We start from the raw sequence: 13,308 nt of genomic DNA, 5'->3' as shown, positions 1-13,308 counted from the left end.
TGTGTTATTCTTTCCTTGAGTCATTGGGACCAACTCCTTTTTGAATGTCTTGACACCATTCATTTTAAAGGAGTCCCAATGGCTTTTCTATACCTTCTCGAAATTGCGAACTTTATTGTACTCTATCATTGTGAAACCTGACCCTTTCAGTCGACGATATCAAAAACATAATAAAGGAGACGAGCGCAATGCTATCCTATTACAAGACGATCGACGGCCATATTACGCCGATTCCTTCCTGTGAACCTGGATGCTGGATTAACTGCGTGGCGCCGGACGATGCGGAGGTTAACAGCCTTATTTCGGATTTCAATATTGAACCGGATTTCTTTCGGGCTGCAATGGACGAAGAAGAATCTTCGCACATTGACCGCGAAGACAGCAGCACATTGATTATTATTGATATTCCGGTTATTGAGAAATCTGGAAAAAACATCACCTATTCGACGATGCCTGTGGGCATTATTATTACGGAGAAAAACGTTATTACCGTTTCTACAAAGGAAAACCCGGTGATTAGTGAGTTTTCCGAGGATGTTGTCAAGGATGTTCAGACTAATATGAAAACCCGCTTCATCCTTCATATCATGCTTCGCGTAGCGACGCGTTATCTACAGTACTTGAAGCAGATTGACAAGATCAGCAGTTTTATTGAAAAAGAGCTTCGGAAATCCATGAAGAATTCCGAGCTGATTCAGCTTTTGGATATTGAAAAATCCCTGGTGTATTTTTCTTCCTCTTTAAAGGCGAACGAAATAACAATTGAGAAGATTATGCGCGGTCGCGTTGTAAAGCTTTACGAAGAAGATCAGGATTTGATTGAAGACGTTCTGATTGAGGTTAAACAGGCGATTGAAATGTCCAGCATTTATCTGAACATTTTCTCCGGCACGATGGATGCGTTTGCTTCGATTATATCAAATAATTTAAATATTGTAATGAAAGCACTTGCTTCTATTACGCTGATGATTTCCATACCGACCGTTATATCCGGTATGTATGGAATGAATGTAAATGGGATGCCGGTTGCAAACTTCTGGTTTCCAGTAAGTCTTTCCGTCATCTGCATGGTGATTTCTTATTTTATTTTGAGAAAGAAAAAAATGTTTTGATTAAGTAGCCAATATAAGGTATAATGGATGAAAATGTCGTAGGGAACTGTAAAACAGTTCCCTACTCTGATTGTGAGGTTAGTATGCAGAGAATACGAATTCATACGAGTGAGATTGCCGAGGCGGCAAAAACACTGCGGGCTGGTGATAAAATTCTGTTGAGCGGAACAGTATATACCGCTCGTGACGCGGCTCACAAACGCATTTTTGCTATGCTCGACAATGGTGAAAAGCTACCATTTGTATTGAAGAATGCCACCGTTTATTACGCAGGGCCGACTCCGACTCCGCCGAATCTGCCGATCGGCGCGTGCGGACCGACTACATCCTCCCGAATGGACGTATTTGCCCCCCGCCTACTGGATTTGGGACTGAAATGTATGATCGGCAAGGGGGGGCGTTCCCCAGAGGTGGTTGACGCCATCAAACGGAATAGTGCGGTTTATCTTTGTGCAATCGGCGGAGCAGGCGCACTCGCGGCAAAATGCGTCCGTTCCTTAAAAATTCTTGCCTTTCCAGATTTAGGCTGTGAATCCGTAAAAGAGCTGCAAATTGAGGATTTTCCTTTATTTACGACGATCGATTGCTGCGGAGGAAGCCTGTTTGAGGTGGAGTAATTGTTTGATTTTTTAATCAGAACATTTGTTAAGGATTACAAGAACAAGGATGATGAGAAGGTAAGGGAGTGCTACGGTAAATTTTCCGGTGCGGTTGGCATTGCGACGAATGTTTTGCTGTTTGTCATTAAGATAATTGCTGGCGTTGTATTTCACAGCATTGCAATTACTGCGGATGCAATCAATAACCTTTCCGATTCGGGTTCTGCTGTTGTTACGCTGGTTGGTTTTAAGCTGGCCGGGAAGCCGGCAGATGAAGAACATCCTTACGGTCACGCTCGCATCGAGTATTTATCCGGATTAATCGTATCATTTGTGATACTGATTGTCGGTTTCCAGTTGATTCAAAACTCGATTGACAAGATTTTGAACCCACAGGAAGCTGATTTCAGCATGCTGACCTTTGGCGTGCTGATTCTTTCCATACTGATTAAAATTTGGCAGTGCCTGTTTTATAAGAAAGTGGGGAAGATAATTGGGTCCTCTACGATCTCCGCTACGGCTGCAGACAGCTTGAACGACGTTTTTGCAACGTCTGCGGTGCTTCTCGGCCTACTGATCACGTATTTTACCGGATTCAATCTGGATGGCTACCTGGGTGTGATTGTTGCTGTTTTCATTATGGTTACTGGTGTGCGGCTGATCGTCGAAACAAGCAATCCGCTTTTGGGAATGGCTCCTTCGGAAGAACTGGTTGATGAAATATACGAGAAAATCATGAGCTACGACGGAATATTGGGAATTCACGACCTTCATGTGCATAATTACGGGCCTAATCGCCGTTTTGCTTCCGTTCACTGCGAAGTTGCTGCGGAGCAGGATATTATGGTGAGCCATGATATTATTGATAATATTGAGCGGGATTTTCTGGCGGACAACGGGATTCATCTTGTCATCCATCTTGACCCGATTGTTACCAGCGACGAGCGGACAAACAAACTTAAGGAACAGGTAAAAGCTTTGATTCGGAACATTTCGCCGCAAATCGGAATGCATGATTTCCGCGTTGTATGGGGTCCCACGCACGCAAACCTGATTTTTGACATTAACGTATCCTTTGATTTCCCAATGAGCGATGCCCAACTGATGCAACGCATTTCAGATGAGGTTTCCAAGTTGGATCCAAGCTATTACGTTGTGTTAACGGTGGACCATGATTATGTTCCAATGGAAAAAATCCGCTGAATCCTTTGCATTGTTTGTTAGAGCAATTTCTGCATAAAAGACCGGACGGAACCCGTACCGGCAAAATACGAATGGTTAAGGAAGCGCCTATATCCCTTGGCGCTTCCTTTTGTACGATACAAAAAATTAACATTCGAGGGCTTGAAATTTTCTGGGGCATGTATTAAAATTACTTTAGCACTTAAAAGATTAGAGTGCTAAAATTCACAAGTAGAGGGTTGTAGATATGGCGATGAAACAATTTAAAGCAGAATCCAAACGTCTTTTGGATTTAATGATTAATTCGATTTACACACATCGCGAAATATTTCTCCGCGAATTAATTTCGAATGCGAGCGACGCAATCGATAAGCTTTATTACAGAACGCTCAGCGACGGCGACACCGGCCTGAACCGCGACGATTTCTGCATTAATATTGTGCCGGATAAGGAAAACCGCACACTTACGATTTCTGATAACGGCTGCGGTATGACGAAGGAAGAGCTGGAAAACAACCTCGGCACCATCGCAAAAAGCGGCTCCCTGAATTTCAAACAGGAAATCGAGCAGAAGGAAGATATTGAAATCATTGGCCAGTTCGGCGTTGGTTTTTATTCCGCGTTTATGGTTAGTGAAAAGGTTACGGTGCTGAGCAAAGCCTTTGGCAGCGAAGAGGCTTTCAAATGGGAGAGCACCGGAACGGAGGGGTACACCATTGAACCCTGCGAGAAGGAAGACCGCGGTACAACCATTATTTTGAAATTAAAGCCAAATACCGAAGATAATAATTACGATGAATTCCTAGAAACCTACACGCTTCGGAATCTTGTGAAAAAATATTCGGACTATATCCGCTACCCGATTAAAATGGATGTTGAAAAAACCCGCTTGAAGGAAGGAACCAAGGACGAGTACGAAACCTATACCGAAAATGAAACGCTCAACAGTATGGTTCCGATCTGGCGGAAAAATAAGAACGAAATAAAGGAAGAGGAATACAACGAATTCTATAAAAGTAAATTCATGGATTACACAGACCCCATAAAGGTCATCCATTCCAGCACCGAGGGCACCGCAACTTACAACGCCCTGCTTTTCATCCCCGCCAGAGCGCCGATGAATTTTTACACAAAGGATTATGAAAAGGGTTTGCAGCTTTTCTCCAACGGCGTTCTGATTATGGATAAATGCGCGGATTTGCTTCCGGATTATTTCAGCTTTGTACGCGGCCTGGTGGATTCGCAGGATCTGTCGCTGAATATCTCGCGTGAAATGCTCCAGCACGACCGCCAGCTAAAGATTATTGCCGGCCGCCTTGAAAAGAAGATCAAATCCGAGCTGGAAAACATGCTTGCCAATGAACGGGAAAAATACGAGAAGTTCTTTAAAAACTTCGGTTTGCAGCTGAAATACGGCGTTTATCAGGATTTCGGATTGCATAAGGAAGTTTTGCAGGATTTGCTGTTGTTCTATTCTTCCAGCGAGAAGAAGCTTGTAACCTTGAAAGAATACGTTTCACGCATGAAAGAGGGGCAGAAGTACATTTACTATGCATGCGGCGAAACGGTAGAGCGTGTGGACAGGCTCCCGCAGACAGAGGCGGTTAAGGATAAAGGCTACGAAATTCTGTACCTGACCGACGGCGTTGACGAATTTTCTATCCGCATGCTGATGAAGTACGACGACAAGGAATTCAAGTCCGTTTCCGCGGACGACCTGGGACTGGAAACCGAAGAGGAAAAGCAGGCCGCCGCAAAGCAGGTGGAAGAAAACAAGGACATGCTGAACTTCATGAAGGATGCCTTGGATGGGAAAGTTAAGCAGGTTATTCTGTCGCAGAAACTGAAAACCCACCCGGTTTGCCTGTCGACCGACGGAGCGATTTCCATTGAGATGGAAAAGGTGCTCAATGCCATACCTTCTTCGAATGAAAAGGTAACCGCGCAGCGCGTTTTGGAGATCAACGCCAACCATCCGATTTTCAAAAAGCTCTGTTCGCTCTATGAGAACGACAAGGATACTTTAAAGGAATACGCGTCCCTTCTGTATACGCAGGCCTTGCTGATTGAAGGCGTCACGATTGACGATCCGGTGGAATTCTCCAATCAGGTCTGCAACCTGATGACAAAAGATTAAACCCATATTCTTGGGAATCCCCAAAGCCACATACATGAACAAAACCTCCTGTTGTAGATACAGCAGGAGGTTTTGTTGTGCCGCAAATAATATGGATGTTTATAGAAGGTTATAAATATACTTAAACAAAATCTGCTTCCATTTCGGCAGGCTTCTGTAATTTTCCAAAGCGAGACGATGCGCAAACTCCGTCATGGCTTTTAATTCTTCTTTGGTAACGCCGTTCCGGCTGAACTTTGCTTTCTGAGCAAGATCGTTTATTTCCTCGCTGATTTCCCCGCCGAATTGTGTTAACTGCGTCAGATACGTATAAACGCTGATTGCGGCCTGGCGGAAATCCGGCTGTGCAAAGCATTCTTCCCGCTGGCTTAATATATATTTGCGTTTGAGGATTGTGAATGCAAGCAGAGCGAGAAGAATCGCTGCCCCAATCAAAATCTGGAACCGGGCGGCTTTGGTATCCGAAACCGCCTTTGCGCCGGCCTTCGGTGAAGAATTCGGCGAAGAGGACACGGTGCTGTTCGGGGCTTTGCTTTCCGCCTGCCCTCCCGGCTTGCTTGCCGCTTTGCCCTGGGTGGGGCTGCTGCTTTCAGAGACGCTTTGCTCAGGGAGCTGGTTGACGGGATTGTTTTCCTGCGTCAGATTCCTTTCCACCCTGAAGCCGGGAGTAACCTCCAGGGGTTGCCAGCCAAGCCCGGGATAATATATTTCCACCCAGGCGTGCGCACGGCTGTCCGGAATATTCGCCCAGCCGTCCGCTAAGGCATTTTTATAGTCCTGGGGAGTAACAATATAGCCTTCCGCGTAACGGGCCGGTACACCCATTGCACGCAGCATAACGGCTGCCGCTGTGGCGAAATGCACGCAGTAGCCTCGGCGGCTTTTCGTCAGAAAGTATTCCGTAAAGTCCTCTCCCTTGGGTATCTTGCCGGGATTCAGGGTATAATAGCAGTTTTTGCCCAAATAATCCTTTACGGCATTCGCCATGCTTTCTACGTCGGAGCCGGAATTGGAATCGGATTGCAGGGCCGTCCGGTTTTTTAAAGAACCCATCAAACCTTCCTGTTTTAACAGCTTCTGCACTTTTTCCCGGGTGCTTTGGGGAAGCTGGGTGTACTTATCATAGAGAAACAGGCGGTACGCCTGTTCTGTTTCCATATAGCTCCTGCTTTTAATATCCATTTCCTGCAGAATATTTTCAGGAATGGTGGTTTTGTAATAGGATTCCACATTCCCGGTATTCAGGTCATTATATTTCTCCTGGCTTTCAAAAAAGCGCATCACATGGTTCGGAATGTTGTACCCATCCGTGGAGGGAAACATGCGTTTTGTGATCAGGCTGTAGACCAGTCCGCTGATATTGGAAGAGACTTCGCCCGGTCCCAGTCCGTATGCATAGAAAGTATATTCGGAGGTGCCGAAGAGAGAATCCGAGCGGATAAATTCATCGTTTACAAAATGCACGCCGGTAATGGCTTCCGGTGTTGTGGAAAGGTTATAAGGCGCGTAAATGCACTGCTTTGACGCACTCACGCTGCGGATCCGTATTCCGAAGGGATTCAAAAGGGGGTTATCCTGCTGGTGCAGAAGGGATGTAAACCAATAGAGCATGTTCTGGACGTTCCGACCGCCGAGCTGCCGGTTTATGGCGGTGTACTCGGAATCGGGGAGCTTTTCCCAGCGCGATCCGGTAAAAACACTTCCCGCAAAGCTTTTTAAGTAAAGGGGGTACTGTTTGTCCGATTTGATTTGCAAGGCGGTTTTTCCGGTAAACTGGATATTGCCCGCATGGTTTAAATCGACATGATTTGTATTTCCCGCTAGCGCCCTGCTGCCGTTCATCAGCGGGCTGTCCGCCGCCGCTTCAATCAGCTTTGCACGCATTTTATCCAGCTGCGGCGGACGCTGGAAGCTTTGCATGGGGAAAAGGGAGAGGATCAGCGCGAAGCACAGAAGAAGCGCAGGGATGGAAATCAATCCGCTTCTTGCGGCGGTAGCGCCGCTCTTGCACATATACCCGCTTTGGATTTTCAGGAATCCCTTCTTTTTTTCCGCCGGGAGCCGGGTTAAGAGCATTGCAGTCCAACAGGCAAACAAAGAAAGAACCGCTGTAAAGTTTGGCGTAATCAGAAACGCAAGCGCGGAAAACAGGAAGGGAGAGGTTACGAGGAAAGTGAAACACAGGCTTTTTTGTTTAATAACCGCATTGCACACAAGGCCGGTGACAATGAACAGAACAAACACCAGAAATAGTGTACAGGTTTCCGGATACAGATCTTTTTTTACGCTTACCAGATAAATGGGAAAATCCAAATCTGTACGGCTTGCGTAGGTTTTCATTATTTGATTGGTTGTTATTACAAATCCCTGCGCCATTCCCGCCCGGAAATACCAAGCCGCGGCAGCGTAAAGGATGACCAATAGGAAATGAATGTAAATGCGTGCCCGTTTCAGCGAGTAGGACACGGTAAAGACCGCAGCGAACAGAAGGGCGTACAGGTTCACCGTCAGGGGTAGGACAGGTAGTGAAAAAGCGGAGATAAAGCACCATGCGGCGCCCAAAACGCCCAGAAGGACTACGGTAAAGGAAAACGCCGCGTTTTCAGCGGCGGATGGTTTCTGCTCCATCAAACTCGGGGCGGCGATTTCCATGCCGGAGTTTGCATTGCGCTTGCCTTCGCTCATTTTTCACACCTGCTTTCTATAACGTAATTCCGGAAAGGGATTCCTGTATGGAATTCGGAAGTATTTCCACAATGCCTGTATGCATGGCTTTCAGATTCTCCGTAAATTCAGCGCCCTGATCGTTTTCCAAATTGCCCGTGTACAGCACGGTTGCTTTTATTCCTTCCATCCTGCCGAAAAAGAGGGGAAGCGCATCCGTCAGCCCGCCGGTAATGTAGATAACGTGCGCGCAGCGCATGCTATCCATGCTTTCCCGGGATTTCAGGGCATAAGGGACATCCCTGTAATAACTGGAAGAAAGCACCGCGTTCAGAAGAACCGCCAGGTCTTCCTCGCTTTCGATGGCCGCGTTTTCCATACGGCTGTTTCTTGCGTCGTACCATTCGATCCGGTGCTGGATTGCATTTTCAGTCAAAAAATTCGAAAGGGAGGCAAACGTTTCAATCAAGGCGTCCGCTGTTTCCATATCCGGAGCGAGCAGTTCGACCAGCAGGAGCACCGTACTATCAGTCGGCAGGCTGAACTCCTTCACCATCAGCTTGTCCAGCTTGGAACTGAGCTTCCAATGGATGCTTCTGAGCCGGTCGCCGCTGCGGTATGGCCGGATGTCGAAGATTTCCGACGGGTCATCGCCGGGTTTTATTTTGGAATAGACGCTGCTCTCCGCTTGTGCTGCCACCGCATGGTCGATTTTTAGATCAATCGGATAAATGCCGGGGGTAACGAATACCTCGGCCTGAGCGGCAGGCGGTTTATGCACGGAAAAAATACCTAAAAAGTCATAATAGGTAATTTTCGTCACTTGAAGCCGGATTCTGCCGCAGTATTGCGAACGCATGCGGTATTCCACGCGCTGTTCCGCTTTGGAATTGATAGGAAGAAGCAAAATTTCCTCCTTTTTCTCGCCGCTGAGTACATTCTTGAATGAGATTTGGATTTTTACGCCGGAAAGCGGCAGAAGCGACGTATTCTTCAGCACAATAAAGGTGGAGAAATCCATTCCTTTATTGGCCGCGAAGCGATCCGTTTCCAACGAAACGGTGGTTTTCCGAACGGCGGCGAGTAAAAAAAGGAGGGGAAACAAGGGCAGGATCAAAAGAAATAGGAATGTAAAAAAGGAAAGGTATTCCTTGAAGAAGATGCAGAACACGAAAGCGGCAAGCAGCAGCAGGCCGTAGGAAAGCCGATAACGAAACATGGGGCACCTCTAACCCGCAATGGAAGGCGCCGGCACTTCCTTGAGAATCCCTTCCAGAAGTGCGCCGGCAGATACATTGCTGATTTTTGCCTGGGAGCTCAAAAGAATGCGGTGTTCAATGACGTCGCGGAAAACAAACTGGACGTCCTTCGGCACGACATAATCCCTGCCGGAAAGGTATGCGGTGGCCTGCGCCATTCTTGCAAGCGCAATGGAACCGCGCGGGCTGGCCCCAAGGCGGATCATGCTGTTTTCACGCGTGGCGCTGACCAGACGCGCGATATAGGCATAGAGATCGTCGGATATGTATACCGCGTCAGTTTCATTCTGCATATTGAGGATGGCCTGTGCGTCCACGACTTTGCGTACGGAATCGAGCGGATCGTCCCCCTGTTTGCGCTTCAAAATTTCAATTTCGTCGCTAATTTTTGGGTAGCCCATTGTCAGACGCACCATAAAGCGATCGAGCTGGGATTCCGGAAGCATCTGTGTCCCCGCCGAGCCGACCGGGTTTTGTGTCGCGATCACTATATAGGGTTTTGGAGTGGAACGGGTTGTCCCGTCCACGGTGATTCTTCCTTCCTCCATTACTTCCAGAAGCGCGGATTGAGTTTTACTGGAGGTTCGGTTGATTTCATCCGCTAGGAACAGATTGCACAGCGCGGCTCCGGGCTTATATTCCAATTTTCCCGTTTCCTTGTTGTATATTGAAAACCCGGTTACGTCGGTCGGCATAACGTCAGGGGTGAATTGTATTCTTTTATAGTCAAGGGACATTGCCTTTGAAAACGCGAGCGCTAGCGTTGTTTTTCCAACGCCGGGGATGTCTTCCAGCAGGATGTGTCCCTGCGCCAGAATGACCATTAATACTTTGCAGACAATCGCGTCTTTTCCGACAACGGCCTTTTTTACTTCGTTCATGATTTGAGAAGCCTTCCCCTGCATCTTAAAACCTCCTGAGAATTATTTATCATTCTAGTATAATAGAAATAACACCGCATTGCAAACAACAATTCTTTACATGGATTTTCTATCCAGAGAAGTTGGAAAAAAGGATTTTGCCCTTGCAATTGTTTTGAACAGGGTTACAATAGAATTACCGGAAGGGAGGAAACGTTATGGAAGAAAAGATTGAAAAACTGCAGGAATGGATTGACAGAAGCAAACGGATTGTATTTTTTGGTGGAGCTGGTGTTTCCACGGAAAGCGGGATTCCCGATTTCCGCAGCGTGGATGGGCTTTACCGTCAGCATTACAAATATCCGCCGGAAACGATGCTGAGCCACAGCTTTTATGTAACGCATACGGCGGAGTTCTTTGACTTTTACCGCACCAAAATGCTCTGCTTGGATGCTAAACCCAATGCCGCGCACAAAAAGCTTGCGGAGCTGGAGAAGGCGGGAAAACTGACCGCCGTAGTAACACAGAATATTGACGGCCTGCATCAGATGGCGGGCAGCAAAGCGGTTTACGAACTGCATGGCTCCGTACACCGCAATTATTGCCAGCGGTGCCATAAGCTGTACGACGCGGAATTTATGCTGCACAGCAAGGGAATTCCCACCTGTTTCTGCGGGGGAACCATAAAGCCAGACGTGGTTTTATACGAGGAAGGGCTGGATCAGCGCACGCTGTATGGAGCCATAGAAGCGATTGAACGCGCCGATATGCTGATCATCGGCGGGACCTCGCTGGCGGTTTATCCTGCCGCGAGCCTGATCGATTACTACCGGGGGGATAGGCTTGTGCTGATCAACCGTGACGCAACGCCCCAAGACGGCAACGCCGACCTTTTAATTCAGGGAAGCATCGGCGAAATTCTGAGCCGGATCCATTAACGGAAAAGAGATGAGGGGGCATCCCTCATCTCTTTATTTCTTAATAGCATCGTTATAAATCTTGTTCAGTTCCTCATATTGTGGGCTGACAATCATGCTGACGTAATTTCCATTTTGATTTACGCTGCATTTTTTTAACACCGCAAATTCCTCTGGAAGATAATCCTTCATTTCCACTTCCTTCTGCTTGTAACGGGCGTCCAGTTTCTCTTTAATCCGTTTTGCAGCCTCGGCGTCCTTGCCTTCCAAAAAGATAATCTCATCGCCCTTGATACCGGTGGAATCAACGTAGGCGGCAAATTGCTTTACGTCGTCGGGGGATATTCCGTAATTCGGCATTAAATCGTCGGACGTTAAATCCATCATTTCCTGATTTTCTATTTTTGCCTTCATATCCGTCATAACCTTTTTCAAGTCGGCCTGTTTGGTTGAGGCGCCGCAGGCGGCAAGCGATAAGACAATTGCTGCGGCTAGCAGCAGGGATAAGAATTTCTTCATTGTTCTTCACTCCTATTTTACGACGTGGGTTAAAATATAATCGATCCAGACCTGGCACGCTTTGTCGGTAAAGTGGATGCCCAGATCGTCCGGGTCGCTGCAGTATTCCTTCGGCAGATTGCCTTCCTTGTCGCGCATTACGGAAGCAACATCGATAAAATAATATCCCCTCTGCTTGCACAGCTCCTTTAATTTATTGTCGTAAGCCACAAGGTTGGAATTGTTCAGGTTCTTCATCTGCCGTTCCTTCAGAATCGGAGTTGCGGACTGTACGAAGATTTTTGTGTCCGGAGATTTTGCTTTGATTTTCTCTAGCAGCTTTGCCATATTCTCCGCGGATTTGTCAACTCCGTACAGGCCTAAATCGTTGGCTCCCAGCATAATATAGACTTTCTTGGCACCCATTGCGGCAACGCTGTCCTCTAAAAGAGCTTTTTTGCCGTTGTAGGACGGATGAATCGAATCGCTTTTCAGCGGTTTGAGGGCGTTCCCGCTACCCATGCTGCCCGCCGCAAGGAACTGGGCCTTGCCAAAATACCCCGGGTTGGATTTCCGTTTTATCGTAACATAATTTTTTAGTTTCAAGGTGACGGAATCACCGATAAATACCGCGTCATCAAGGTAGCTTTCTTCGACTTTTTCGCTTTGCGCTTCAGAGCCGGCGGAATTGTGGAAAGAGGAAGTTTGCTGTGAAATTTCCTGCTCTGAACTTACCGTGGAGGAAACGCTTTGCGGAGCGGAAGAGCTGCCCTCTGGCTTTGCGCCCCCGCTTATGTTATTCTGCTTACAGCCGCTGAGAAGAAGTGAGCAGACGGCAAGCAGGGCAAGACTGGATTTTGTGATCGTATTCTTATTCATATCGTACCTTCTATCTGCTTTCTCATCGTACAAATTCGCTTATTTAGTATAGCATAGGTTCAATACAATCACAACAATTCTTACAAAATTGAATTCATTTCCTTTCGGCTCCTTTTCTTTTTTTGCATAAGAAAAGAGCGGTAACACCGCTCTCTCCTTGGTTCGGAAATATTCTTTTATACACTATTTGCTTTCAAAGGTTCCGCATTGCGTATAGGATTGCGAATGTGGGATTTCCGATTCGGCATCAATATTGATATGTTCCGCAGAGCATCTTTCCTCATGATTGTATTTGCAATTTTCCGCTTCGCAGTAGATTTCTAGCGAAGTGTTGGGCAATACGGTTCCAACGGCGTTCTGTGCGCTGTCCGTGGCATCCGAAAAAGAGGCGCAGCTGGTTTGCCGGGGATCGTTTGCGCTTCGGCCGCTGACCTGAATATCCGGACGGCAGCAATACCGGTCTTTATTGTTTATACAGTTCATTACATCGCAGGACAGATATGTCATAATAGCACCTTCTTTGTTCGTTTGCACTATTATGCTTCTCTTTCCTGATTTTATTCAAACGTATGGATCATATGCTTTTGAATTGGGCAGCAGATGGCGTAAGCCGCTGCGCCGCCAACGACCGCTTCCGGAATGCCGCTTGTTAAAACCGTAAGCCCGATAATCCCAAGCAGAAGGTGATAGCTTACGTTCAGGGCATCCGCATAGCTTTGGCCAAAGAAGACGTAGATACCGCCCAGTACCAGAAACGTATTCGTCAGGCTGCCGAACACGCCGCTTAATCCGTAGGCAACGATATTCTTCCATTTCAGCTTCGTAAATAGGCGGAAACACGCTCCCGTTACAACACCGACCAGAATACGGGGAATAAAACAGATTGCAAGGCTCCAATAGTTCCGGACGGCTGGCCCGACGCTGTAAAACGGGGTAAACACAAAAGCCAAAGGGCTTGGCGGGGTAAAAGTCCAGACGCAAAAACTGAACAAGCCGGCGAAAAAGCCCATCAACGTTCCTGCACCGGTTCCCAGCAGAATTGCCGTAATAATGACTGGCACCATCCCAAGGGTGGCCACAATCGGTCCGAATGCCGGAAGCGAGCCAAGGGGGGTAAAGCACACAATTGCTTCAATGGCAAGCAGAATTGCGAATTGGGCTAAAAACAAAGTCTTTTTGTTGATTAAAACTTTCATAGCGC

Annotated in this window: 12 protein-coding genes; 5 read left to right on the top strand and 7 right to left on the bottom strand. The window is 47.2% G+C overall.

Annotation, left to right across the window (positions count from 1 at the left end):
• Positions 1–188: 188 nt before the first annotated feature.
• From CAGA_RS08640 to htpG, 4 genes are all read left to right on the top strand, one after another.
• The gene (locus CAGA_RS08640; RefSeq protein ID WP_135659870.1) at positions 189–1,112 is read left to right on the top strand and encodes a magnesium transporter CorA family protein; all 924 of its coding nucleotides are present in this window, start codon (positions 189–191) and stop codon (positions 1,110–1,112) included.
• 83 nt (positions 1,113–1,195) lie between these two features.
• Positions 1,196–1,729 carry a FumA C-terminus/TtdB family hydratase beta subunit gene (locus CAGA_RS08635; protein ID WP_135659869.1) on the top strand — a complete coding sequence of 178 codons (534 nt, stop codon included), beginning with the start codon at positions 1,196–1,198 and terminating at the stop codon, positions 1,727–1,729.
• Positions 1,730–2,914 carry a cation diffusion facilitator family transporter gene (locus CAGA_RS08630; RefSeq protein WP_135659867.1) on the top strand — a complete coding sequence of 395 codons (1,185 nt, stop codon included), beginning with the start codon at positions 1,730–1,732 and terminating at the stop codon, positions 2,912–2,914.
• Positions 2,915–3,140: 226 nt separating this feature from the next.
• Positions 3,141–5,030 (top strand): molecular chaperone HtpG, encoded by a 1,890-nt coding sequence (gene htpG, locus CAGA_RS08625; RefSeq protein ID WP_135659865.1) that lies wholly within the window; start codon positions 3,141–3,143, stop codon positions 5,028–5,030.
• A 99-nt stretch (positions 5,031–5,129) separates the two neighbouring features.
• Here the strand turns inward: htpG and CAGA_RS08620 are convergent, their stop codons facing one another.
• The 3 genes from CAGA_RS08620 to CAGA_RS08610 are packed head-to-tail and all read right to left on the bottom strand — an operon-like array spanning position 5,130 to position 9,858.
• A complete protein-coding gene (locus CAGA_RS08620; protein WP_135659863.1) occupies positions 5,130–7,715 on the bottom strand; it encodes a transglutaminase TgpA family protein in 2,586 nt (861 codons plus the stop codon).
• 16 nt (positions 7,716–7,731) lie between these two features.
• On the bottom strand, positions 7,732–8,913 hold the full coding sequence (locus CAGA_RS08615) for a DUF58 domain-containing protein (RefSeq protein WP_135659862.1): 1,182 nt from the start codon (positions 8,911–8,913) through the stop codon (positions 7,732–7,734).
• Positions 8,914–8,922: 9 nt separating this feature from the next.
• Positions 8,923–9,858: an AAA family ATPase gene (locus CAGA_RS08610; protein WP_135659860.1), complete on the bottom strand. Its 936-nt coding sequence runs from the start codon at positions 9,856–9,858 to the stop codon at positions 8,923–8,925.
• A gap of 173 nt (positions 9,859–10,031) precedes the next feature.
• On the opposite strand from CAGA_RS08610, the gene CAGA_RS08605 reads away from it, so the two are divergent.
• Positions 10,032–10,751, top strand: coding sequence for an NAD-dependent protein deacylase (locus CAGA_RS08605; RefSeq protein WP_135659858.1), 720 nt, complete (start codon positions 10,032–10,034; stop codon positions 10,749–10,751).
• Positions 10,752–10,784: 33 nt separating this feature from the next.
• Here CAGA_RS08605 and CAGA_RS08600 read toward each other — a convergent pair whose 3' ends face one another.
• The 4 genes from CAGA_RS08600 to CAGA_RS08585 all read right to left on the bottom strand — a co-directional run bounded on the left by CAGA_RS08600 (position 10,785) and on the right by CAGA_RS08585 (position 13,303).
• On the bottom strand, positions 10,785–11,249 hold the full coding sequence (locus tag CAGA_RS08600; RefSeq protein WP_135659856.1) for a DUF4358 domain-containing protein: 465 nt from the start codon (positions 11,247–11,249) through the stop codon (positions 10,785–10,787).
• Positions 11,250–11,261: 12 nt separating this feature from the next.
• Positions 11,262–12,107 (bottom strand): GDSL-type esterase/lipase family protein, encoded by an 846-nt coding sequence (locus tag CAGA_RS08595; protein WP_135659854.1) that lies wholly within the window; start codon positions 12,105–12,107, stop codon positions 11,262–11,264.
• Positions 12,108–12,290: 183 nt separating this feature from the next.
• Positions 12,291–12,614, bottom strand: coding sequence for a DUF1540 domain-containing protein (locus tag CAGA_RS08590; protein ID WP_135659852.1), 324 nt, complete (start codon positions 12,612–12,614; stop codon positions 12,291–12,293).
• A gap of 50 nt (positions 12,615–12,664) precedes the next feature.
• Complete coding sequence (locus CAGA_RS08585; protein ID WP_135659851.1) at positions 12,665–13,303, bottom strand: ECF transporter S component; 639 nt, start codon at positions 13,301–13,303, stop codon at positions 12,665–12,667.
• Positions 13,304–13,308: the final 5 nt, after the last annotated feature.

Origin of the sequence: Caproiciproducens galactitolivorans, assembly GCF_004768785.1 — a bacterium.
Lineage (GTDB): Bacteria > Bacillota > Clostridia > Oscillospirales > Acutalibacteraceae > Caproiciproducens > Caproiciproducens galactitolivorans.
The sequence above is the reverse complement of the archived record's forward strand: the minus strand, read 5'-3'. Positions and strand labels throughout refer to the sequence as shown.

Bases quoted from the DNA above. Each gene is read 5' to 3' on its own strand.
- CAGA_RS08640 (WP_135659870.1), top strand. From the start codon at position 189: ATGCTATCCTATTACAAGACGATCGACGGCCATATTACGCCGATTCCT.
- CAGA_RS08635 (WP_135659869.1), top strand. From the start codon at position 1,196: ATGCAGAGAATACGAATTCATACGAGTGAGATTGCCGAGGCGGCAAAA.
- htpG (WP_135659865.1), top strand. From the start codon at position 3,141: ATGGCGATGAAACAATTTAAAGCAGAATCCAAACGTCTTTTGGATTTA.
- CAGA_RS08620 (WP_135659863.1), bottom strand. From the start codon at position 7,715: ATGAGCGAAGGCAAGCGCAATGCAAACTCCGGCATGGAAATCGCCGCC.
- CAGA_RS08615 (WP_135659862.1), bottom strand. From the start codon at position 8,913: ATGTTTCGTTATCGGCTTTCCTACGGCCTGCTGCTGCTTGCCGCTTTC.
- CAGA_RS08610 (WP_135659860.1), bottom strand. From the start codon at position 9,858: ATGCAGGGGAAGGCTTCTCAAATCATGAACGAAGTAAAAAAGGCCGTT.
- CAGA_RS08605 (WP_135659858.1), top strand. From the start codon at position 10,032: ATGGAAGAAAAGATTGAAAAACTGCAGGAATGGATTGACAGAAGCAAA.
- CAGA_RS08600 (WP_135659856.1), bottom strand. From the start codon at position 11,249: ATGAAGAAATTCTTATCCCTGCTGCTAGCCGCAGCAATTGTCTTATCG.
- CAGA_RS08595 (WP_135659854.1), bottom strand. From the start codon at position 12,107: ATGAATAAGAATACGATCACAAAATCCAGTCTTGCCCTGCTTGCCGTC.
- CAGA_RS08590 (WP_135659852.1), bottom strand. From the start codon at position 12,614: ATGACATATCTGTCCTGCGATGTAATGAACTGTATAAACAATAAAGAC.
- CAGA_RS08585 (WP_135659851.1), bottom strand. From the start codon at position 13,303: ATGAAAGTTTTAATCAACAAAAAGACTTTGTTTTTAGCCCAATTCGCA.